This is a genomic window from Nocardiopsis sp. MT53 (assembly GCF_019598965.1).
Classification (GTDB): domain Bacteria; phylum Actinomycetota; class Actinomycetes; order Streptosporangiales; family Streptosporangiaceae; genus Nocardiopsis; species Nocardiopsis changdeensis.
Genome location: NZ_CP080599.1, coordinates 1165818 through 1187514, shown reverse-complemented (window position 1 = coordinate 1187514; position 21697 = coordinate 1165818). Strand labels below are relative to the sequence as shown.

The following is a 21697-nucleotide window of genomic DNA, read 5'->3' as shown; positions in this document are numbered from 1 at the left end:
AGACCCCCGTACCGGAGCCGGACCGGCCGCCGACCAGCGGCGGGGCCGAGACTCCACGGCGCGGCGCCGAGCGGGACCACCCGCGGAGCGCGACGGACCGCGCGAGCGATGCGAGGAGTGAGAGTGAAGATGCAGGTATCAGCGAACAGTCGACGGGCCCCCGGGCGCCGGGACGCGTTCCGCCTGGCCGGCGTGGGGGCGATCACCCTCGGGCTCGCCGCGTGCACACGCGTCGAGAACGGCGGAGGAGGGGGCGCCGGCGGCGGCGGACAGGCCGACACCGGACTCCTGGACAGGCTGCGCGAGCAGGGCTTCGTCAACGTCGGGCTGGCCAACGAGATCCCGTTCGGCTTCGTGGACGGCGACAACAACCCGGCGGGCCAGTCCCCGGCGGTCGCCCAGGCGGTCTTCGAGGAGCTGGGCGTCCCCGAGATCCGGGCCAACCCGGTCGCCTGGGACGGGCTCATCCCGGGTCTCCAGGCCAGCCAGTTCGACGTGATCGCCGCGGGCATGTTCATCACCCCGGAGCGCTGCGAACAGGTCGCCTTCACCGAGCCCACCGCCACCTCGCCCGAGGCGTTCATGGTGGAGTCCGGCAACCCGCACGACATCAGCCACTTCACGGACTTCGTGGACAACTCCGACCTGCGGCTCGCGGTGCTCAACGCCTCGGTGGAGCAGGGCTACGCGGAGCACTTCGGCGTCCCGGCGGGCCAGATGGAGCTGATCCCCGACCAGACCACCGGCTACGAGCTGCTGGAGTCGGGCCGGGTCGACGCCGTCTCCATGCTGAGCGTCTCCCACCACTACCTGCTCCAGGACCGGGGCGGCGACTTCGAGGTCACCGAGCCCTTCTTCCCGGAGATCGACGGCCGCGAGGAGAAGGGCTGGGGCGGCCTGTGCGTGCGCCCCGCCGAGCAGGGGCTGCTGGAGGAGATGAACCGGGTCATCGCCGAGTTCACCGAGAGCGGCCGCCTGCTGGAGCTGGGCGAGGAGTGGGGCTTCACCGAGGCCGACCTGCCCGACGGCACCACCACCGCCGAGCTCTGTGAGGGCTGATCCCTCGTGGATTTCCTCATCGAGCGGTTGCCGATCTACCTGGACGGCGCCTGGGTCACCATCCAGCTGACCGCCGGCGGTCTCGCGCTGGCGTTCGTCCTGGCCCTGTTCTTCGGCATCCTGGGCACCCGCCCCGAGTGGCTGCCGCGGGCCGTGGCCACGACCTACGTCGAGGTCTTCCGCGGGGTCTCCGCGCTGGTGCTGATGTTCTGGATGGCGTACGCGCTGCCCGTCCTGACCGGCTACCAGCTGGACGGCCGGTTCGCGGCGATCATCGCGGTGGGCCTCAACATCGGCGCCTACGGGGCCGAGGTCGTGCGCGGTGCGATCAAGGCCGTGCCCAAGGCCCAGTTCGAGGCGACCGTCGCCCTGGACATGACCTGGTTCCAGCGCATGCGCCTGGTGATCCTGCCGCAGGCCTGGGCGCAGATGCTGCCGACCTTCGGCAACCTGTCCATCGAGCTGATGAAGGCCACCGCCGTGTCCTACCTCATCGGCGTCGCCGACATCAGCGCCATCGCCGAGCGGATGCGCCAGGCGACCGGGGAGACGGTGCTCGCCTTCAGCGGCGCGCTGATCCTGTACTTCCTCATCGCCCAGGTGCTCATCTTCGGCGTGCGCCTGCTGGAGCGCCGGGCCAACCACCGGCTGGGGCGCGTACCACCGGGGGGCCGGGGGATCCTGGGCCTGCTGCGGCCGCCCGCGCTCACCACGTCGGGGGGTGCGAAGTAGATGTTCTGGGACTTCGAATGGACCTTCCGGGTCCTGCCCGACCTCATGCGGGGACTGGCGGTCACCGTCCAGGCGACCCTGCTCGGCTACCTCATCGCCCTGGTGCTGGGGCTGGCCATCGCGATGGTCCGCCGGGTGCCGGTGGTCGGGACCGCCGTGCACGCCGTCATGGAGTTCGTCCGCACCACCCCGCTGCTGGTCCAGCTGGTGTTCGTGTTCGCGCTGGCGCCGTCCACGGTGTCGGCGCTGACCGTGGGCATCGTGGTGCTGGGCGTGCACTACGCGGCCTACACCGCCGAGGTGTACCGCTCCGGGATCGAGGGCGTGGCCAAGGGCCAGTGGGAGGCGGCCCGGGCGCTCAGCCTGCCCGCCTCGCGCACCTGGGGCGCGGTGGTGCTGCCCCAGGCGATCCGCAAGGTCATCCCGGCGCTGGGCAACTACCTCATCGCCATGTTCAAGGACACCCCGCTGCTGCTGGCGATCACCGTGGTCGAGCTGCTCGCCACCGCGCGCCAGGTCGGCAGCGCGGACTTCCGCATCGTGGAGGCCTACACCGTGGTCGGGTTCCTGTTCCTCCTGGTCAGCATCCCCTCCGCGATCATCATCCGACGACTGGAGCGACGTTATGCCGCCGTCTGACACTTCGGCGCTGATCAACTTCGACCAGGTGGTCAAGCGCTTCGGCGACCTCACCGTGCTGGACCACCTGGACTTCTCGGTCTCCCCCGGCGAGAGGGTCACCCTGATCGGGCCGAGCGGCTCGGGGAAGACGACCATCCTGCGCCTGCTCATGACCCTGGAGAAGGTGACCGACGGCCTGATCGAGGTGGACGGCGAGCCGTTCAGCCACATGTCCCGCGGGGGCCGGCTGGTCCCGGCCAACGAGGCTTACCTGCGCCCGCGCCGCAAGCGGATCGGGATGGTGTTCCAGCAGTTCAACCTGTTCCCGAACATGACGGTCCGCAAGAACCTCACCGAGGCCCCGGTCCACGTGCTGGGCCTGTCCCGGGGGGAGGCGGACGCCCGGGCCGAGGAGCTGCTGGACCTGGTGGGGCTGTCGGACAAGATCGACGCCCACCCCTCCCAGCTCTCCGGCGGCCAGCAGCAGCGGGTGGCGATCGCCCGCGCGCTGGCGATGCGGCCGGAGATCCTGCTGCTGGACGAGGTGACCTCGGCGCTGGACCCGGAACTGGTGGCCGGGGTGCTCGACGTGCTGCGCACGGTCGCCGAGACCACGGACATCACGATGCTGTGCGTGACCCACGAGATGGGGTTCGCGCGGGACGTGTCTCACCGGGTGCTCATGTTCGACAAGGGCCGGATCGCCGAGGAGGGGACGCCGGACGAGATCTTCGGCGACCCCAGGGAGGACCGCACCAAGGAGTTCCTCCGTTCGGTGCTGGACAACGGGCACTGACCGGAGCGCCGTTCCCCGGGGCGGGCGGGCCGCGGGCCCGCCCGCCCCCGGGGTCTTCGATGGCGACATACCGTAGTCGTAAAGTAGCTTTTGGTTTCCTCCTGGGCAGAATGGGTGTTCTGAGGCAGGGGGGACTCTTGTGACCATGGTGCGAAGATGGGGGCTGGCCGGGTGGACGGCGGCGGCCCTCCTGGTCATCGCGGTGACCCTGGCCGTCGATCCCGGCCTGCGCCACGACATCTTCGGAACCCCGGTCCTGTTCCTGATCTCCTGGGGGCCGATGCTCCTGGGGGGCCTGGTGGCCTGGGGGCTGGTCGGGGCGTTCGGCGAGCGGGCGGAACTGGACCGGCGCATCGCCGCCGCCATGCAGACCCACCCCATCAACCGCGAGCTCGGCTGGCTGGCCCTGTTCCTGGTGGGGTTCGTGCTGTGCCTGTTCGTGCTCAGCACCATCCTGCACATGTACGGGGCGGAGATCGGGGCCGACCTCGAGATGTCGTCGTCCCTGGTGTCGCGGCTGCTGTTCCTGTTCACGCTGCCGTTGCTGGTCATGGACCGTTCGGGGGTGGTCCTGGACGGCCGCGGGACCGCCATGCCCTCCATCGCCCTCAAGGTCGAGCAGCCCTGGCGGTGGCTGGGCCTGGTCCCGGTCGTCCTCGTGCTGGCGCTGGTCGGCTACATCCTGGTCCCCGTCAACGGCCTGCCCGAGCCCTCGTTCCCGCTCTTCGGGTTCGTGCTGGCGTTCGCGCTGATCTCCGTGTGCGAGGAGATCTTCTTCCGCGGGATGGTGCAGACGAGGCTGGAGATCATCATGGGGCCGTGGGGAGGGATCGTGGCCACCTCGATCCTCTTCGCCCTCATGTACGCGATCATCCAGCCCTACGACCCGGTGGCCCAGCTCCCCGGGCACGGCCCGGTCTACGACCTGGGGCTGGCCCTGCTCACCTACGGCACGGCGAGCCTGCTCTACGGCTACCTGTGGCTGTGCTTCCGCAACACCTGGCTCAACGTACTGTTGCGGATCGGCGTGTTCCTCATCCTCACGCCCCCCGATCTGGAACCTGTGATGATGTAGGGCGGAATCGCGCCTTAGGTCCGAAAAGTCCGAATGTTCGGTCGGTGGTCCGGTGTGTCGGCTCGCCTTTTCTTCCCTATTCCGGCCGTTGTCACGTGCATGGGCCGAAACCTGCGCAATCTATGCTCGGTAAGTGCAGGTGTTCGTGTGCATCTGGGTACAGAAGGTCCATAGCGGTCGTGTCGCGGTCATTTCCCCCTCACGGGGATGTCACCGGCCGGTCATGAAAAGGGGGGAGTCTGCCAGCTGTGAGCACGGAACCCGTATCGACGCCAGCCGGTCCCAGCACCACCGAGCCCCGAGGTCTCCCCGCCGATCGTTTCATGGACCGCGAGGAGGGATGGCTCCGCTTCAACCAGCGGGTCCTCGAACTGGCGGAGGACAAGGACATCCCCCTGCTGGAGCGCGCCCGCTTCCTGTCCATCTTCTCCAGCAACCTCGACGAGTTCTTCATGGTCCGCGTCGCCGGCCTCAAGCGCCGGCTCGCCACCGGGCTCTCCGTCGCCTCGTCGAGCGGACACCACCCCCGCGACCTGCTCGAACGGATCTCCGAGTTCACCCACGACCTCGTGCTGCGGCAGACCGCCTGCTTCCAGAACAGCGTCGCCCCCGCCCTGCGCGAGGTCGGGATCCGCATCGTGCGCTGGAACGACCTCGACGCCGCCGAACGCGAGTACCTGCACGGGTACTTCCGCCGCTCCATCTACCCGCTGGTCACGCCGTTCGCGGTGGACTCGGCCCACCCCTTCCCCTACATCTCCGGCCGGTCGCTCAACCTGGCCGTGACCGTCCGCGACCCGCGCGACGAGCGCCGCATGTTCGCCCGGGTCAAGGTGCCCGGCTCGCTGCCCCGGTTCATCGAGCTGAGCACCAAGGGCGGCGGCCGCTTCGTGCCGGTCGAGGACATCATCGCCGCCCACCTGCCCCAGCTCTTCGAGGGCATGGAGGTCGTGGACCACCACGCCTTCCGGGTCACCCGCAACTCCGACCTGGAGGTCGACGAGGACGAGACCGACGACCTCGTCACCTCCCTGGAGAACGAGCTGCTGCGCCGCCGCTTCGGGCCGCTGGTGCGGCTGGAGGTCGAGGAGGACATCAGCGACGACACGCTGGCGATCCTCGCCGAGGAGCTGGGCGCCGAGGAGGAGGAGATCTACCGGGTCCCCGGTCCGCTGAACCTGGCGGGCCTGGCCCAGATCGCCGACCTGGACCGCCCCGAGCTGCACTACACGCCGATGGTCCCGGTCGAGCCGCGCGCGCTCACCTCCGGGGACCTGTTCGCCACCATCCGCGAGCGCGAGGTGCTGGTCCACCACCCCTACGAGTCCTTCGCCACCACCACGGAGCGGTTCCTCGCCCTGGCCGCCGGCGACCCCAAGGTCGTCGCGATCAAGCAGACCCTCTACCGCACCAGCGGCGACTCGCCCATAGTGGAGTCGCTCATCGAGGCGGCCCGCGAGGGCAAGGAGGTCGTGGTCCTGGTCGAGATCAAGGCCCGCTTCGACGAGCAGAACAACATCCAGTGGGCCCGCAAGCTCGAACACGCGGGCTGCCACGTCGTCTACGGCGTGGTCGGCCTCAAGACCCACTGCAAGCTGTCCATGGTCATCCGCAAGGACGACGACGGGCTGCTGCGCCGCTACTGCCACGTCGGCACCGGCAACTACAACCCCAGCACCGCCCGCATCTACGAGGACTTCGGCCTGTTCAGCGCCTCCTCCGAGGTGGGCGAGGACGTCAGCGACCTGTTCAACAGCCTCACCGGGTTCTCCCGCAAGAAGCACTACCGCAGGCTGCTGGTGGCGCCCGCGGCCCTGCGCGAGGGCCTGCTCCAGCAGATCTCCGTCGAGACCGACAACGCCCTCAAGGGCGAGCCCGCGCACATCCGCATCAAGGTCAACTCGCTGGTCGACGAGGAGATCATCGACGCCCTCTACCGCGCCTCCCAGGCCGGGGTCAGCGTCGACCTGTGGGTGCGCGGCAGCTGCGTCCTGCGCGCCGGGGTGCCCGGCCTCTCGGACAACATCCGGGTCCGCAGCATCCTGGGCCGCTTCCTGGAGCACTCGCGGATCTTCGTGTTCGCCAACGGCTGGCGCCCCCAGGTGTGGATCGGCAGCGCCGACCTCATGCCCCGCAACCTCGACCGCCGGGTGGAGGCGCTGGTCCGCATCTCCGACGGGGAGCAGTGCCGCAGGCTCATCGGCCTGATGGACCTGGCGATGTCCGACGACACGTCCTCGTGGCGCCTGCAGCCCGACGGCATCTGGGACCGGGTCACCCACGCCCCCGACGGGCAGCCCCTGGTGGACCTCCAGGACAGCCTGCGCGGCGACCGCCACCTGCGGGTGGTGGAGGGCGGATGAGCGCGGAGGGCGACACCCCCGCGGAGGGGGCCGGCGAGGTCAGGGTGACCAGCGCCTTCCCGCCCCGCACCGCTGCGGTCGGCGGCTACCTGGAGCCCATCCGGGCGGGCGGCACCCTGCTGTGGCGCGAGGGGGACGCCGGGACCGAGGTCGTCCTCATCCGGCGGCCCGCCCGCGACGACTGGACCCTGCCCAAGGGCAAGCTCAAGAACGGCGAGCACCCCATCATCGGCGCGGTCCGCGAGGTGCAGGAGGAGACCGGCCTGAACCCCGTGCTGGGCCGCCGCCTGCCCCCGCAGCGCTACCTCAAGGACGGCTGGCCCAAGCAGGTCGAGTGGTGGGCGGCCACCCCCGCCGAAGCCGGCGGGGCCATCGACTACCAGGCCAACGAGGAGGTCGACCGGGTCGAGTGGGTCCCGGTGGGGGAGGCGCGCGAACGCCTCACCTACGACCACGACGTGGAGGTCCTGGACAACTTCCGGGCCGGACCCGCGGCGACCTTCCCGGTCATCCTGCTCCGGCACCTGTCGGCGGGGGAGAAGCGCACCTGGGACGACAGCGACCTGCTGCGCCCCCTGGACGAGGTCGGCCGGGCCGACGCCCTGGCCCTGCCGCGGGTGCTGGGCGCCTACGGGCGGCCCGAGGTGGTGTCGTCGGCGGCGGCGCGCTGCACCGAGTCGATGCTGCCGTACACGGTGGAGGCGGACGTGCAGATGCGCACCGAACGGGCCTTCACGGTCCGGGAGGGCACCCCGCCCTACGACGTCAAGGGCGCCCGCGAGGCGTTCGCCGAGATCCTCGGCGCCGGGCGGCCCACGGTGGTGTGCACGCACGGGGAGCTGATCCCGGACCTGATGGAGGAGGCGCTCACCCGGCTGGGGGCGCCGATCACCCAGCAGCTGGGACTGCGCAAGGGGTCGTTCTGGGTGGTCCACGTGGCCGCCGGGGAGCTGGCCGGCGTGGAGAGGCACGCGGTCCGGGGATAGGGCGTGTTCATTTGAACCTCCGCTGCGCTTCGGCCCGCCCGTCGCCCGCCACCGCCCTCAACGGACGGCCTGCGGCCGCAGTTCGGCTACCTTGTTCGGCGCCCCCCGAGGGCGGGAACCTTCGGCCCTGCGTCGACATCCTCGTTCCTCGGACATCTCCTCCGGGCCTCCAGAACCCCGCCGGGCGCCTCACGAACCCCCAGCGGCGCAGGAGAGCACCCAAAGAACAGGCCGTGAGTGCGGTCCGGGAGGCGGGAAGGATCCCTTCAGGGCGTGCTGCCATGATGGCCGCATGGCTGAATACAAGGTTTCCCGGAGCGCGGTGGTCGACGCTCCCGCCGCCCGGATCTTCGAGATCCTCGCGTCGCCCGCCCGGCACCCGGAGATCGACGGATCGGGGACCGTGCGCGGCAGCCTCTTCGGTCCGCCGGAGCTGGTCCAGGACGCGCGGTTCGGCATGGACATGAAGATGTTCGGCCTGCCGTACAGGATGACCAACCGGGTGGTGGAGTACGAGAAGGACCGCCTCATCGCCTGGCGGCACTTCGGCCCGCACCGGTGGCGGTACGAGCTGGAGGAGCTGCCCGGGGGCGGGACGCGGGTGACCGAGACCTTCGACTACTCCCGGGGGTTCCCGCTGTTCTACGTGCTGGGCGGGATGCCCGCGCGCAACGCCCGGGGCATCGAGGCGACCCTGGTGCGCCTGAAGGAGCTGGCCGAGCGCGGATGACCGGAGGGGGCGCGGTCCCGGCCGGAGCCGGGCCGCGCCTTCGGTCACGGGTGCGGCTAGTAGTAGCCGTAACCGGAGTGGCCCTGGAGCAGGGCGGGACGCATGTCGCCGTAGCCGGGGTAGCCCTCGTGGCCGTGGCCGTGGCCGTGGCCCTGGACCTGGGCGGGGCGCTCGAGGTCGTAGCCGTAGCCCTCGTGGCCCTGGACCAGGGCGGGACGCTCGTGGTCGTACCCGTAGCCGTCGTGGCCGCCGGCCGAGGCGGGCGCCGCGGCGAGGCCGAGGGCCGCACCGGCGGTGAGCGTCATCAGGGCGATTCCAGCGATCCGTTTCACGGAAGTTCCTCACTCTTAGTAGTTGGTCAATAGCCAACGGTTGCGACTGTAGGTCGCGCGGAGTGGTTTGGCCAGTTCATCGCCCCGGTTCGGGACACATCTCCGACGAAGCGTGGCACGCGTCCGCCCCCGTCCGCCGCTTTCGGCCGTCCGGACGAACCGCCGACCCGCCGCGGCCGTCTCACATTCCGCACCGATCCGCGCCGTTCGGGCCCGTCCCGGCGGATCGCTAGAGTTCGGGCAGTGCCCCGGCCCGTCCGGGCCGGGAGAGCCGTCGAGACGCAGTTGGGGGACCACTGGTGGAAACGACCTTCGGTGACGTCTGGCAGGAGGTGCTGACCACCCAACCCGAGCCGGAGCAGTGGATCGTCATCGGCGCCGCGGTGCTCGCCCTGGCGGCCGTGCTGTTCAACCCCGTGTGGCGGGTGGCCCGCAACGTCGTCACCATCGCCCACGAGGGCGGCCACGCCCTGGTGGCGCTGCTCAGCGGACGCCAGCTCACGGCGATCCGCCTGCACTCCGACACCTCGGGTGTCACCGTCTCGCGCGGAAAGCCGACCGGCGTCGGCATGGTCCTCACGGTCTTCGCCGGGTACGTCGCCTCGTCGGTCATCGGCCTGCTCGGCATCGTCGTGCTCATGACCGACCACATCACCGCGCTGCTGTGGCTGAGCCTGGTGGTGCTGGCCGCGATGCTCCTGATGATCCGCAACCTCTACGGCGTGCTCTCGGTGGTGGGCACCGGCGCGGTCGTGTTCGGGATCAGCTGGTTCACCCCCAGCGAGGTCCAGGCGGCCTTCGCCTACCTGTTCATCTGGTTCCTGCTGTTCGCCGGCATCCGCCCGGTGTTCGAGCTCCAGCGCCAGCGCGTGCGCCAGCCCTCCCCGCACTCCGACGCCGACCAGCTGGCCCGGCTCACCGGCCTGCCCGGCACCCTGTGGGTGGTCGTGTTCGGCCTGGTCAACCTCGCCGTCACCGGTCTGGGCGTGTGGATGCTGCTCCTGGCCTGACGCCGCCCCCGGCCCCCGGCACACGAAGGGGCGCGACCCGTGCGGTCGCGCCCCTTCTTCCGTGTCCGTCGTGGCCGTGCCCGGCCCGCGGCCTCAGCCGTTGTCGGCCCGGGGCGCGGCCAGCGCCTCGGGGACGGTGCCGAACACCGGGATGCGGGTGTCCAGCGCGGTGATCCGCAGGGTCTGCATGATCCGCTGGGCCGGCGCGGCGATCGCCAGCACCGCGCGCTGCTCCCGGGCGGTCTTGTGCGCGCGGATGAGCACGCGCAGCCCGCTGGAGTCGATGAAGCGCAGGTCGGTGCAGTCCAGGACGACGCGCCCGCGCGGCTGCGTGACGAGCGCCTCGGTGACCGCGTCCTGGAACCGCCCCTCGGTGGCCAGGTCGATCTCGCCGTCCAGCGCCAGCACCCGGCCGCTGTCGTGCAGGGTGGACGAGATGGTGAGTGCGGGCATGGCGACTCCGGCGTAGTCGGGACGTGCCCGCCGCGCAGGCGAGGCGGGCCGCATCCCGCGCCGGGCGCGGGCGTCGACCGGTACGTTCAGTGCGTTACCGCGGTAGCCAAGCTGATGGTTCATCATGTCCTCGCGTGCCGCCCCGGTGGTACGGGGCCGGGGATGTGACGCCTTCTCCTCCGCAACGGGGCCTGCGCGGAGCGCGGCCACCCTGGGAACGTCCGAGTGCGGGTCGGAAGTTCCCCGGCGGTCCACGGGTCACCGGGACCGGAGAACGGCGGCGTGCCGTGTCGGGTGACTCCCGCACCCTTCACGACAACAAGAACCCGCCCCTGGGGGCGGTCATTCCCTCCCTGGGGGAGGTGCGGCGGCCGGATCGGTGGCCGGGATCTTCGGGAGACGGTGACCGCCCGGCCCCCTCGGGGTCCCGGCTGTCCCTCGCATCAGCCGCTCAGCCTCGGACTTTACCACAGTGCCGTGGCCGTTTCGTGACGTGAGCGACGCAAGGTCGTGTTCGTTGCCGTTTGCGCCGCGTGGCGTCGATGAGGTAAGCGTCACAGGCAGTGGGCGTTCTCGGTGGGTTCGGGATCCGGCGCCGGGTCCTCGTCCTCCTGTTCGAGCGCCCACACGCACGCCGACAGGGTGAGCGGGACCGCGACCGTCAGCGCGATCGCCGGGATCGCCACGCCCGAGTCGTTGACGGCGAACCCCACCAGCGCGGTCACCAGGGACCCGGTCAGGCCGGCCCGCAGCGTCGGCGCGTACTCGTAGGCCCGCTGGAGCGCGCCGATCCGCCAGTTGGTGGGCCGGTAGAGCACCGCGAACAGGAACACCAGGGCGCAGGCCGCGAGCAGGGTCAGCTGCCAGTTGCCGAGCGTGCCCAGCATCGCCCCGAGCTTGCGGGCCACCACCGTGCCCGCCTCCCCGTTGAGCACCTGGGCGGCGAACGCCCCGAGGTGGCTGCGCTCCTGGGGCGGGCGCAGGTAGTCCAGCCACGACAGCAGCGTGATCGCCGCGACCGCCGCCGCGACCACGGCCGACAGTCGCAGGAACGTCACCCGCACCCCGGCGATCATCATCGTCGTCACCGCCAGGCCCGGCACCAGCGCGATCACCCCGCCGAAGTCGGTGCCCAGGCCGGGCCAGCCGATGATCGCCACCGACGCCGCCCCCACCACCAGGGCCACCGCCACGGCGGCGCGCCGGCGCCCCCGCACGATGAGCCCGTGGGCGATCCCGGCCACCGCCATGAGCATGCCGGTGGCGAAGGTGGCGAACGCGATGTTGCCGATCCCGTAGAACCGGCCGCCGACGATCGGCGAGTACCCGGTGGGCGAGTTCATCTGCAGGTGCGCGCCGAAGCACAGGTCGACGAACAGCACCGCCGTGGTCGCCCCCGCCACCACCGTCATCGGCCCCAGGACCGTGCGCCGCCAGGGCCCGGCCACCGCCAGCACCACCACCAGCGCGTCCGCCGCCAGCACGCACAGCAGCAGCGCCGTGGGCGGCGATTCGGCCGCCCACCAAGGGATGAGGTTGGCCAGGTAGCTGGCGACCGGGAACGCCGCCCCGGCCAGGGCCACGATCCGGGTCACCGACAGCACCAGGACCCGCTTGCCGCGCTGCCCGTCGGAGTAGCGGTGCAGGGCGTAGGCGGCGGCCGCGTAGATCAGCAGCTGGACCGCCACCAGCCCGCTGAAGAACCCGGGGATGGCCGCCCCGACCACCACGGCGGCCGTGTTGAAGTCCATCAGCCGCTGCACGGACTCCCCGGTGTCCGCGGGGCGGTTGGTCACGTGCCAGGCCCGACCGGCGACCGCCGCCTCCGGGTCCATCCGCAGTTCGGCCAGGACGGTGGCGGTGACGTCGGTGAGCACCACCAGCCCCCGCCGCCGGGTCGACTCCGAGGCCAGGAACCCGATGGGCCCGGCCGGGCCCTCCTGCGCCACCTGCGCGCTCAGCGCCGCGGTGAGCTGGGAGGGCGCGCTGTCCATGGACACGCCCACCACCATGAGCGAGGACCCGGTGGGCAGCATCGAGACGAGCGTGCGCAGCCGCCCGTCCAGCATCTCCAGCGCCTCCTCGCGGTCCACCTGCGGGACGTCGTCCCGGTCGGGGCCGTCGGGGTCGGTCGAGAAGGGGTCGTCCTCCGGGTACAGGCGGGTGAGGTCGGGCAGTTCCACCGCGGCCAGGGCCACGCCCTCCAGGCGTTCGGTGTCGAGGTCGCCCACCCCCGCCAGGTAGTGGTCGACCCGCCCCCGGCCGTCGGCGACGCCCAGCGCCGCCCCCGGGCCCACGGCCAGCGTGGACCCGCCGTACCGCTGCACGGTGTCGCCGAGCAGCCCCACCCGCGCCGCGAACTGCGATTCGGCGTTCTGGCGCACGTACGAGTCGAACCCGGGGACGACCGCGCCGGAGCCGGTGCGCTCGGGCCGGGGCGCGGGCTCGCAGACCCCGAAGTCCTCCCGTGCGGCCAGGGCGCGGTCGCCCGCCGACACCGACAGCCATCCGTCGGTGGGGCAGGTGCGCGAGGTCGCGGTGCGGATCGACATGTTCCCGATGGCCGACCGCTCCGCCATCTCCCACAGGGTGGGCGTGTGCCCGGGGGTGATGTCCTCCCACAGCAGGCCCGGCACCCCGACCAGAACCAGGGGCTCCCCGGCCGGGACCGGCACGTCCGGCTGCCGGACGGGCGCCCCCGAGCCCGTCGGGCCCGGGTCCGCCCACGAGGACGGGGCGGCGCACAGCAGGGCGGCGACCGCCACCACCGCCGCGCACCAGCGCGCCGGCACCGTGCCGGCCGCCCTCCGGTGCGCCGCCCCCGCGGCTCCGGCCGCCCCCCGAAGCGCCGATACCGCACTGACGAACCGTCGTGGCATCGCGGACCCCCCGTCGCGCGCTCGACCTGAGCTCGCCACCCTAGCGACCCCGGAGCGCCCATCGGGGGATACTCGCCCGACCCGTCCGAATCCGTCCGGGGATCCCCTTTCGGATCTCCGTTCCCGCGGGCCCGGGAGCCGGGTATCGGACGGACCGGTTCAGGTGCCCAGGCCCCATCCCTTGAGGACCTCGGCGGTGTCCGGCTGCGGCCGCCCCCGGGTCACCCCGCCCGGGGTGCGCGAGAAGCGGGGTGCCGGGCCCGGGACCACGCGGCCGCCCTCGCGGACCAGCGTGCCCCGCGCGCGCACGTGCGGGTGGTCGGGCGCCTCCTCCAGGGACAGGACCGGCATCACACAGGCGTCCACGCCCTCGAACACCGCCGCCCACTCGTCGCGGCCGCGGGTGCGCAGCACCTCGGCGAACCGCTCCCGCAGCACCGGCCAGCCCGAGCGGTCCCACTGGCCGGGCAGCTCCTCCCCGTCGAGCCCGGTGCCCGCCAGGAAGGCGGCGTAGAACTGCGGCTCGATGCAGCCCACGGACACGTACCGGCCGTCGGCGCACTCGTAGACGTCGTACCAGGGGGCGCCGGTGTCCAGGTAGTTGGTGCCGCGCTCGTCGCTCCAGGACCCGCGCGCCCGGTCCTCGTGGATCATCGACATCAGCAGCGCCGACCCGTCGACCATGGCGGCGTCCACGACCTGTCCGCGCCCGGAGGCGCCGCGCTCCACCAGGGCGGCCAGGATGCCGGTGACCGTGAACATGGTGCCGCCCGCGAAGTCCCCGAGCAGGTTGGCCGGCGGGACCGGCGGGCCGTCCGCGCGGCCGATGGCGTGCAGGGCGCCGTTGACGGAGATGTAGTTCATGTCGTGCCCGGCGGTCCTCGCCAGGGGGCCGTCCTGGCCCCAGCCGGTGACGCGGGCGTAGACCAGCCGGGGGTTGAGCTCCAGGCACGTGTCGGGGCCCAGGCCCAGCCGCTCCATGACCCCGGGGCGGAACCCCTCCAGCAGGACGTCGGCGCGCTCGACGAGGTCGCGGGCCAGGGCGCGGCCCTCCTCGGACTTCAGGTCGGCGCCCAGCACGGTGCGGCCCTCGCTCATGTGCGGGCCGGGGAGCCCGGCGTTCATCGCCTCGGCGGCCTGCGGGCGGTCGAGGCGGACGACGTCGGCGCCCAGGTCGGCCAGGAGCATGGCGGCCATCGGCGCCGGCCCGATGCCGGTGAACTCGACGACGCGGATTCCGTTGAGGGGTCCCATGTGCAAGGCCTCCAGGAGGGGTGGATTAGAACGACGTTCGGGTTCATTGTGCCGGGTCGGACAGTGCGGCACCAGGGCGGCGCTCCGGGGTGGTGTCCGGGGGTGGTGTCCGGAGTGCCTGCGGATCGAAAAGGATAATGCGGAAAAAGACCGCCTTTCCGTTTTCGGGCGCCTCCTTTTTCGGCGAGTCCAAAAACCGAACAATAGGCCGGTGCTAATGTGTCCGATGCCCGACGGGCCTCGCACCCCCGGCGAACTGCCGCTATGCCGGTGCCGGAAAAGCGGGGTCGTGTCCGATCGCGCCCCCGGGCATCCCCTTTCCTTCGTGTGATCCCAGGAACCGCCATGCCCCGTAGGACCACCTCCTCCCGCCGTTCCCGCGGCCGGCGCCGCGCGCGGCGCCGGGCCCCGCTGCCCCTGCTCGCCGCGGCCGCCGCCGGACTCCTCGCCCTCACCGCGGGCGGCACCGCCCTGGCCGCCCACCGGGCCGTCGTCGTGGACGTCAACGGCACCGAGCGCACCGTCCACACCTTCGGCGGCACCGTCGCCGACGCCCTCGACGCCGCGGGCGTCACCCTCGCCGACGGCGACCTCGTGGCCCCCGCGCCGGACGCCCCCGTCGCCTCCGGCGAGCACGTCCTGGTCCGCTCCCCGCGCGACATCACCGTCGAACTCGACGGCCACCCGCTGGCCCGCAGCGTCAACGCCGCCACCCTGGGCGAGGCCCTGCACCAGCTCGGCCTCGACCCCGACGGGGTCTCCCTCTCCGCCGGGCACGACACCCCCATCCCCGCCGACGGGCTCACCGTCACCGCCGAACGCGCCCCGCGCATGGTCGTCCTGCGCGACACCGTCCGCACCGAGACCCGTTCCACCGGTGAGACCGTCGCCGACGTCCTGGCCGCCGCCGGGGTCGACCCCGGCGAGCACGACCTCGTCTCCCCGGCCCCCGACGAGCCCGCCGTCCCCGACATGACCGTCCGGATCACCCCGGTCGTCGGCGAACCCGTCACCGAGGAGGTCCCCATCGAGGCCGGGACCACCGAACGCGAGAACCCCGACCTGCCCGAGGGAGAGCGCGAGGTCGTCACCGAGCCCGAGGACGGCGTCAAACGGGTGACCACCGCCACCGTCCTGCACCACGGCGAGGAGGTCGAGAAGGTCCTGGAGGAGGAGGTCGTCACCGAACCCGTCGAGGGAGTGGTGGAGATCGGCACCAAGGCGCCCGAGGACGCCGCCCCGGCGGGCGGCGGCGCGGCCGCCGGCCTCAACTGGGCCGGCCTCGCCCAGTGCGAGTCCGGCGGGAACCCGGCCGCCGTCAACTCCGCGGGCGGCTACTACGGCCTCTACCAGTTCAGCGTCCCGACCTGGAACTCGGTCGGCGGCACCGGGCTGCCCTCCGAGGCCAGCGCCCAGGAGCAGACGCAGCGCGCCCAGCGGCTCTACGACGCGGTCGGGGGGAACTGGCAGAGCCAGTGGCCGCACTGCGGCGTCCACCTCTTCGAGTGAGCGGGCCCCGCGGTCGCGGCCCCCACCCCCGCCGGGCTGGCAAGATGTGGGGGTGACACAGACACCCGCACCCGATGACCGATCCCGCCTGCTCACCCCCGCCGACGTGCGGGTCCTCGCCGAGCGGCTCGGAGTCCGGCCCACCAAGACCCTCGGGCAGAACTTCGTGATCGACCACGGCACCGTGCGCCGCATCGTCCGGGTCGCGGGGGTCGGCGAGGACGACGTCGTGGTCGAGGTCGGGCCGGGTCTGGGCTCCCTGACCCTGGCGCTGCTCCCGCACGTGAGCCGTGTCACCGCCATCGAGATCGACCCGGTGCTCGCCGAGGCGCTGCCCGGCACCGTCGCCGAGCACGCGCCCGAGCTCGCCGACCGGCTCACGGTCGTCCGCGACGACGCGATGCGCGTCGCCGAGGTGCCCGGCCCGGCCCCCACCGCTCTGGTCGCCAACCTGCCCTACAACGTGTCCGTCCCCGTCCTGCTCCACCTGCTCGAACTGCTGCCGAGCCTGGAACGGGTCCTGGTGATGGTCCAGTCGGAGGTCGCCGACCGGATCACCGCCTCCCCGGGCGGCCGCATCTACGGGGTGCCCTCGGCCAAGGTCGCCTGGTACGCCGCGGCCCGCCGGGCCGGGGCGGTGGGCCGCAACGTGTTCTGGCCCGCCCCCAACGTCGACTCCGGGCTGGTGGAGCTGGTCCGCCGCACCCCGCCCGAGACGCGGGCCACCCGCGAGGAGGTCTTCCGGGTGATCGACGCGGCCTTCGCCCAGCGCCGCAAGACCCTGCGCGCCGCCCTGGCCGGCTGGGCCGGCTCGGCCCCGGCCGCCGAGCGGGCGCTGCGCGCCGCCGGGATCGACCCCGGCGCCCGCGGGGAGTCCCTGCGGGTGGAGGACTTCGCGGCCATCGCCGAGCACCGCCCGGCCGCGGACGGCTGACCGGCGGACACGCACGAGGGGGCGCGGCGGATGCCGCGCCCCCTTGGTGTCCCCGGCCTCACCCCCGGGGCGGGCCGTCGTCCCCGTCCCCGCCCCCGTCGGAGACGGCGGTCCCGGCCGCCTCGGCGCGTTCCCGGGCCCGTTCCCGGGCGCGGGACCGCGAACGCTGTACCGCGCGGACCACCCCGGCCAGCACCAGCCCCGCCAGCACCACCGGCACCGCCCACCAGACACCGAACTCCCACTCCCCGGTGCCCCGCACGACGAACGCGACGGCGAGTCCGAGGAACAGCAGCCCCGCGACCAGCGACCCCCAGTCCGTTCTACGCTTCGCCATGCCGTACCTCCACAGTCCCGACGCGGATGTCGGTGTCCACTCTGATCAGGGGGACCTCGTCGTCCCCGGCCCCGCCGACCGGCTCGAACACCTCGCTCAACTCCCGGGTGATGCCGAACTGCTCCTCCTTCTCCCCGTTCCCGCCGAGCGGTACCAGGGACCCGAGGCCGACGTCCGCCCGCACCCGGGCCCGGGCCTCCTCGGGCAGCAGCAGGACCAGACGCCCCCGCCCGATCCCCGCCCGCACGTCCACGGTCTCCCCGGGCTCCAGGTCCCCGATCGCGGTCAGGTCCACCGTGAGGTCGCCCACCGTGAATCGGGGGGCGCCCCCGGCCTCCGCCTGCGCGACCGTGGTCGGCCGCCACACGTCCTCGCCGATCCGCACCCGGGTCACGTCCACCACGGACACCAGCACCAGGCCCAGTGTCAGCACCAGGCCCAGGAAGCCCAGCCCCCGCGGGTTCCCCGCCCAGGTGCCCACCACCGCGAGCAGCCCGACCAGCCCCAGCGCGCCGGCCAGGAAGTACACGCCGGTCTCGGGGCCCAGCAGCAGCCGCGCCGTGTCGGCGCTCCACACCGACGAGTCGCCGCCGAACGCCGCGACCGGCGCCACCACCGCGACGGCCAGCAGCGTCCACAGCGCCAGCACCGCCAACGGCGCCCCGCGCCGGGGCTTCGCCTTCCCGCGGTCCCTTCCGGGGCCGCGGTCCCCGCCGTCATGATCCCCGTCGCCGGGGCCCTCGTCCCCGTCCCCGCCGTCCGAGCGGTCGCCGCCCATCGTCCGCTCGGCCACCACCGCCAGGTCCACCGGACCGGTGGGGGCCGACGCCCACGGCTGCGCCGGGTTGTAGTAGCTCGGGCTCGGACCCGCGACCGGCGTCTCCGGCGGCGGCGCCTTGGCCCGCAGCTCCTCGCCCAGACCGGTGAACGCGGACCGCAGGTCCACCCCGCGGCCGCGCGCGGCCAGCACCCCCAGCACCAGCGGCACCGCCAGCACCAGAGTCGACCAGCCGAAACCACCGACCAGGCTGAACGCCGTCGCCACCGCCAGCCCCACCGCGAGCAGCTTCAGCACCGTCCGCGGCGGGATGCTCCGGTTCAGCATCTGCTCGATCGTCGCCGGACCGCCCCGCGCGTCCCGCATGAGCATCCACGCGACCAGGTACAGCAGCAGTCCGGTGCCCCCGGCGAACGAGGTCAGCGCGAAGGCCGCCCGCCACACCACCGGGTCGGTCCGCGTGTAGCGCCCCAGCCCGGAGCACACGCCGGCCAGGACCCGGTCGTCGTCCGCCTTGCGCAGCTCCCGTTCCGGGACGGGAACCGTCCCGGCCGCGGGCGCGTCGGATCCCGTGGGGGCCGAATCCTCACTCATGGTCGCTCACCGCACTCTCCTCACACACCCATGGTCACCCGCCGGCGGTGATCAGGGGAATCCGGGACGACCCTGACCCCACCCTGACCGCCCGCCCCGGCACATCCGGGGGCTCCACCCCGATGCCCGCGGCCCGCGGCCCGGTGCATGCTGGAGTCGACGGGGGGCACCCGTGCGCCCCGGACCGGCAACGCGCACGGACGGAAGACATGGACAAAGCAAGCGGCGACCGGGTGACACCGGTCGCGGACGACACCCCCAGGCTCACCCGGGCGGCCGACGGGAGACTGCTGGGCGGTGTCGCCGCGGGACTCGCCCGCCACCTGGGGGTGGACCCCGTCGTGGTCCGCCTCGCCTTCATGGCGCTCTCCGTCGGCGGCATCGGGATCGCCGTGTACGTCGCCCTCTTCTTCTTCGTCCCCGCCGAGGACACCGGACGCGGGGAGGACGACGAGGCGCGCGCCGCCGACGGCCGCCGCAAGGGCCGCGACATCTCACAGCTCGTCGCCTACGTCGGCCTGGCCGCCGGGCTCGGCTTCCTGTTCCTGCTGTTCGGCGGCGTCTTCGACCCGTTGCTGTGGTTCGTGGTGTTCGGCACCCTGGGCGCCGTCATCCTGTGGCAGCAGGCCAACCCCGGCCAGCGCGACGAGTGGATGACCAGCACGGTCGGCCGCGGCAAGGGGCTCATGCGCGCCCTGGCCGGCGTCCTCCTGGTCGTCGTCGGGGTCATCGGGTTCCTCGTCTTCCAGGAGCAGCTCCAGAACGCCCGCGCCGGGCTGACCTTCGCGTTCACCCTGCTCGCGGGCGTCGCCCTGATCGTCGCCCCGTGGATCGTCGGCCTGGTCCGCGAACGCGACGCCGAGCGCCGCGAGCGCATCCGCAACGCCGAACGCGCCGAACTGGCCGCCCACATCCACGACTCCGTGCTGCACACCCTCACCCTCATCCAGCGCCGCGCCGAGGACCCCCGTGAGGTGCAGCGCCTGGCCCGGGTGCAGGAGCGCGCCCTGCGCAGCTGGCTCTACCAGCGCCCCGCCGACGCCGAGACCACCGTCTCCCCGGCCCTGGAGCGCGTCGCCGCCGAGGTCGAGGAGGAGCACGGCATCCCCATCGAGGTGGTCTGCGTCGGCGACTGCCCGGTGGACGACGGCCTGCACGCCATGCTGCGCTCCGCCCGCGAGGCCATGGTCAACGCGTCCAAGTACGCGGGCACCGACACCATCTCCGTGTTCGGGGAGGTCGAGCCCGAGGAGGTGCTGGTGTTCGTGCGCGACCGGGGCGCCGGGTTCGACCTCGACTCCATCCCCGAGGACCGCATGGGCGTGCGCGGCTCCATCCTGGGCCGCATGGACCGTCACGGCGGCTCCGCGCGCATCCGCACCGCCCCGGGCGAGGGCACCGAGGTCCAGCTGCGCATGCCGCGCATCCCCGAGGTGTAGGGCGTTGCGGACGCACCGGAAAGGTACGTCGGAGGAGGGACCGGGATGTGGAGCGGGCCGGGCCGTGGGTAGAGTTCCCGTTGTGGGAGACGACAGCAGCACGACCTTCAGTGACGGCGGCGCGCCACCCCGCGTCGTGATCGTGGACGACCACCGCCTGTTCCGCAGCGGGGTCCGGGGAGAACTCGGCGACGCCGTCGACGTGGTCGGCGAGGCGGGCGACGTGGACTCCGCCGTGCAGGTGATCGAGCGGGCGCAGCCCGACCTCGTCCTGCTCGACGTCCACCTGCCCGGCGGCGGCGGTGTGGAGGTCCTGCGCCGCGTCCTGGCCCGCCACCCGCAGATCCGCTTCCTGGCGCTGTCGGTGTCCGACGCCGCCGAGGACGTGATCGGCGTGGTCCGCGGCGGAGCCCGCGGCTACGTCACCAAGACCATCTCCGGCAAGGAGCTCGCCGACGCCATCGTGCGCGTCGCCGACGGCGACGCCGTGTTCTCCCCGCGCCTGGCCGGGTTCGTCCTGGACGCCTTCTCGGCGACCGACGCCCCGCCCGTGGACCCCGAGCTGGACCGCCTCACCCAGCGCGAACGCGAGGTACTGCGGCACATCGCCCGGGGCTACGCCTACAAGGAGGTCGCCAAGGAGCTGTTCATCTCCGTCAAGACCGTGGAGACCCACGTGTCGTCGGTGCTGCGCAAGCTCCAGCTCTCCAACCGGCACGAGCTCAGCCGCTGGGCCACCGCCCGACGGCTCGTCTGACGCCCCCGGGCCCGGCGGACCCGGGGGACGGGGTCAGCGCAGCGCGTCGAGCATCCGGCCGAGGAACTCCTCGCCGGCCACGGCCGTGACCACCCGCGCCGGCCGCCGGCCGTCCCCGCCGGGGCGCAGCCGCAGGTCCGCCACCGTCATGCCGCGGGTCAGCGACCCGGACAGCTCCACCCGCACCGGCACCTCGACGGCCTCCGTCACCAGGTGCGGGTCCACCAGCACCGCCGCCGCCAGCGGGTCGTGCATCGCGCACTGGCGCACCCCGAAGATGCCCTTGTAGAAGTCGGCGTAGAAGTCCAGGAACTCCGAGGTGCGCGCGGCCCGCACACCCGGCACCGCCTTGAGCTCCTCCAGCCACCCGCCGGTGGCCACCGTCTCCATGGTGATGTCCAGCGCCACCAGGTCCAGGTCGAACCCGGCGCCGAACACGGCCTCGGCCGCCTCCGGGTCGTTGTTGATGTTGGCCTCGGCGTGCGAGGACACGTTGCCCGGCACCCGCACCGCGCCGCCCATCACCACGAGTCTGCGCACCAGCTCCGGCAGCCGCGGCTCCAGGCCCAGGGCGATCGCCAGGTTGGTCAGCGGGCCCACCGCCAGCACGTCCAGCTCGCCGGGGTACTCGCGGGCCAGCCGCACCAGCAACTCCGCGGCGCTCCCGTCCACCGGGGCCCCGGCCGGCTCGGGCAGCTCCACACCGCCCAGCCCGTTGTCGCCGTGGACGTGCGGGGCCAGCCTCGGCTCCTGCACCAGCGGCCGGGACGCGCCCACCGCCACGGGCACCTCCGGCCGCCCGTACAGCTCCAGCAGACGCAGGGCGTTGTCCGCCGTCACGTCCACACCGCCGTTGCCGAAGACCGCGCCGACCCCGACGATCTCCACCTCCGGCCGCGCCGCCAGATAGGCGAGCGCGACCGCGTCGTCGATCCCCGGATCGCAGTCGACGAACACGCGCATGACAAGAACCCCCGAACACGAGCGACGGCCCCCGCCCGTGCGGAGGCCCAGAGTCATCAGAGGAACAGCCTAAACGGGACGAACATCCGATCGGGT

The 21697-nt window shown here is 72.8% G+C and carries 20 protein-coding genes; 13 read left to right on the top strand and 7 right to left on the bottom strand.

All coding sequences use genetic code 11. The features are described from left to right. Positions 1-192 precede the first annotated feature (192 nt). From ehuB to K1J57_RS04955, 8 genes are all read left to right on the top strand, one after another. A complete protein-coding gene (gene ehuB, locus K1J57_RS04990) occupies positions 193-1059 on the top strand; it encodes an ectoine/hydroxyectoine ABC transporter substrate-binding protein EhuB (protein WP_255647115.1) in 867 nt (288 codons plus the stop codon). A 6-nt stretch (positions 1060-1065) separates the two neighbouring features. Then, on the top strand, positions 1066-1791 hold the full coding sequence (ehuC, locus tag K1J57_RS04985; RefSeq protein ID WP_220563303.1) for an ectoine/hydroxyectoine ABC transporter permease subunit EhuC: 726 nt from the start codon (positions 1066-1068) through the stop codon (positions 1789-1791). Continuing rightward, the gene (gene ehuD / locus K1J57_RS04980) at positions 1792-2430 is read left to right on the top strand and encodes an ectoine/hydroxyectoine ABC transporter permease subunit EhuD (protein ID WP_220563302.1); all 639 of its coding nucleotides are present in this window, start codon (positions 1792-1794) and stop codon (positions 2428-2430) included. Continuing rightward, positions 2417-3208 (top strand): ectoine/hydroxyectoine ABC transporter ATP-binding protein EhuA, encoded by a 792-nt coding sequence (gene ehuA, locus K1J57_RS04975; protein ID WP_220563301.1) that lies wholly within the window; start codon positions 2417-2419, stop codon positions 3206-3208. The genes ehuD and ehuA overlap by 14 nt, the downstream gene beginning before the upstream one ends. A 145-nt stretch (positions 3209-3353) precedes the next feature. Further along, a complete protein-coding gene (locus K1J57_RS04970; protein ID WP_220563300.1) occupies positions 3354-4283 on the top strand; it encodes a CPBP family intramembrane glutamic endopeptidase in 930 nt (309 codons plus the stop codon). 323 nt (positions 4284-4606) lie between these two features. After that, positions 4607-6646 carry an RNA degradosome polyphosphate kinase gene (locus K1J57_RS04965; RefSeq protein ID WP_255646849.1) on the top strand — a complete coding sequence of 680 codons (2040 nt, stop codon included), beginning with the start codon at positions 4607-4609 and terminating at the stop codon, positions 6644-6646. Further along, positions 6643-7632: an NUDIX hydrolase gene (locus tag K1J57_RS04960; RefSeq protein WP_220563298.1), complete on the top strand. Its 990-nt coding sequence runs from the start codon at positions 6643-6645 to the stop codon at positions 7630-7632. The genes K1J57_RS04965 and K1J57_RS04960 overlap by 4 nt, the downstream gene beginning before the upstream one ends. A gap of 292 nt (positions 7633-7924) precedes the next feature. Beyond that, complete coding sequence (locus K1J57_RS04955; protein ID WP_220563297.1) at positions 7925-8362, top strand: SRPBCC family protein; 438 nt, start codon at positions 7925-7927, stop codon at positions 8360-8362. Positions 8363-8418: 56 nt separating this feature from the next. Here the strand turns inward: K1J57_RS04955 and K1J57_RS04950 are convergent, their stop codons facing one another. Next, positions 8419-8694, bottom strand: coding sequence for a hypothetical protein (locus K1J57_RS04950; RefSeq protein ID WP_220563296.1), 276 nt, complete (start codon positions 8692-8694; stop codon positions 8419-8421). Between the two features lie 299 nt (positions 8695-8993). Between K1J57_RS04950 and K1J57_RS04945 the strand changes: the two genes are divergently transcribed. Beyond that, entirely contained in the window at positions 8994-9704 is a 711-nt protein-coding gene (locus K1J57_RS04945; RefSeq protein ID WP_220563295.1) for a M50 family metallopeptidase, read from the top strand. 93 nt (positions 9705-9797) lie between these two features. Here the strand turns inward: K1J57_RS04945 and K1J57_RS04940 are convergent, their stop codons facing one another. The 3 genes from K1J57_RS04940 to K1J57_RS04930 form a co-directional block, all read right to left on the bottom strand. After that, positions 9798-10157, bottom strand: a complete 360-nt coding sequence (locus K1J57_RS04940; protein WP_220563294.1) for an STAS domain-containing protein — start codon at positions 10155-10157, stop codon at positions 9798-9800. A 554-nt stretch (positions 10158-10711) separates the two neighbouring features. Next, a complete protein-coding gene (locus tag K1J57_RS04935) occupies positions 10712-12949 on the bottom strand; it encodes a hypothetical protein (RefSeq protein ID WP_255646848.1) in 2238 nt (745 codons plus the stop codon). A gap of 246 nt (positions 12950-13195) precedes the next feature. Then, on the bottom strand, positions 13196-14290 hold the full coding sequence (locus K1J57_RS04930; RefSeq protein ID WP_220563293.1) for a CaiB/BaiF CoA-transferase family protein: 1095 nt from the start codon (positions 14288-14290) through the stop codon (positions 13196-13198). Positions 14291-14635: 345 nt separating this feature from the next. Between K1J57_RS04930 and K1J57_RS04925 the strand changes: the two genes are divergently transcribed. Beyond that, complete coding sequence (locus K1J57_RS04925; RefSeq protein WP_220563292.1) at positions 14636-15799, top strand: resuscitation-promoting factor; 1164 nt, start codon at positions 14636-14638, stop codon at positions 15797-15799. A 46-nt stretch (positions 15800-15845) separates the two neighbouring features. After that, complete coding sequence (gene rsmA, locus K1J57_RS04920) at positions 15846-16733, top strand: 16S rRNA (adenine(1518)-N(6)/adenine(1519)-N(6))-dimethyltransferase RsmA (RefSeq protein WP_220563291.1); 888 nt, start codon at positions 15846-15848, stop codon at positions 16731-16733. Positions 16734-16791: 58 nt separating this feature from the next. Here rsmA and K1J57_RS04915 read toward each other — a convergent pair whose 3' ends face one another. Next, on the bottom strand, positions 16792-17070 hold the full coding sequence (locus tag K1J57_RS04915; protein WP_220563290.1) for a hypothetical protein: 279 nt from the start codon (positions 17068-17070) through the stop codon (positions 16792-16794). Further along, positions 17057-18442, bottom strand: a complete 1386-nt coding sequence (locus tag K1J57_RS04910) for a PspC domain-containing protein (protein WP_220563289.1) — start codon at positions 18440-18442, stop codon at positions 17057-17059. Before K1J57_RS04910 ends, K1J57_RS04915 begins: the two co-directional genes overlap by 14 nt. A 209-nt stretch (positions 18443-18651) precedes the next feature. On the opposite strand from K1J57_RS04910, the gene K1J57_RS04905 reads away from it, so the two are divergent. After that, positions 18652-19881, top strand: a complete 1230-nt coding sequence (locus tag K1J57_RS04905) for an ATP-binding protein (RefSeq protein ID WP_220563288.1) — start codon at positions 18652-18654, stop codon at positions 19879-19881. 82 nt (positions 19882-19963) lie between these two features. Then, the gene (locus K1J57_RS04900; RefSeq protein ID WP_220563287.1) at positions 19964-20638 is read left to right on the top strand and encodes a response regulator transcription factor; all 675 of its coding nucleotides are present in this window, start codon (positions 19964-19966) and stop codon (positions 20636-20638) included. A gap of 33 nt (positions 20639-20671) precedes the next feature. Here the strand turns inward: K1J57_RS04900 and K1J57_RS04895 are convergent, their stop codons facing one another. Continuing rightward, positions 20672-21601 carry a nucleoside hydrolase gene (locus tag K1J57_RS04895; protein WP_220563286.1) on the bottom strand — a complete coding sequence of 310 codons (930 nt, stop codon included), beginning with the start codon at positions 21599-21601 and terminating at the stop codon, positions 20672-20674. Positions 21602-21697: the final 96 nt, after the last annotated feature.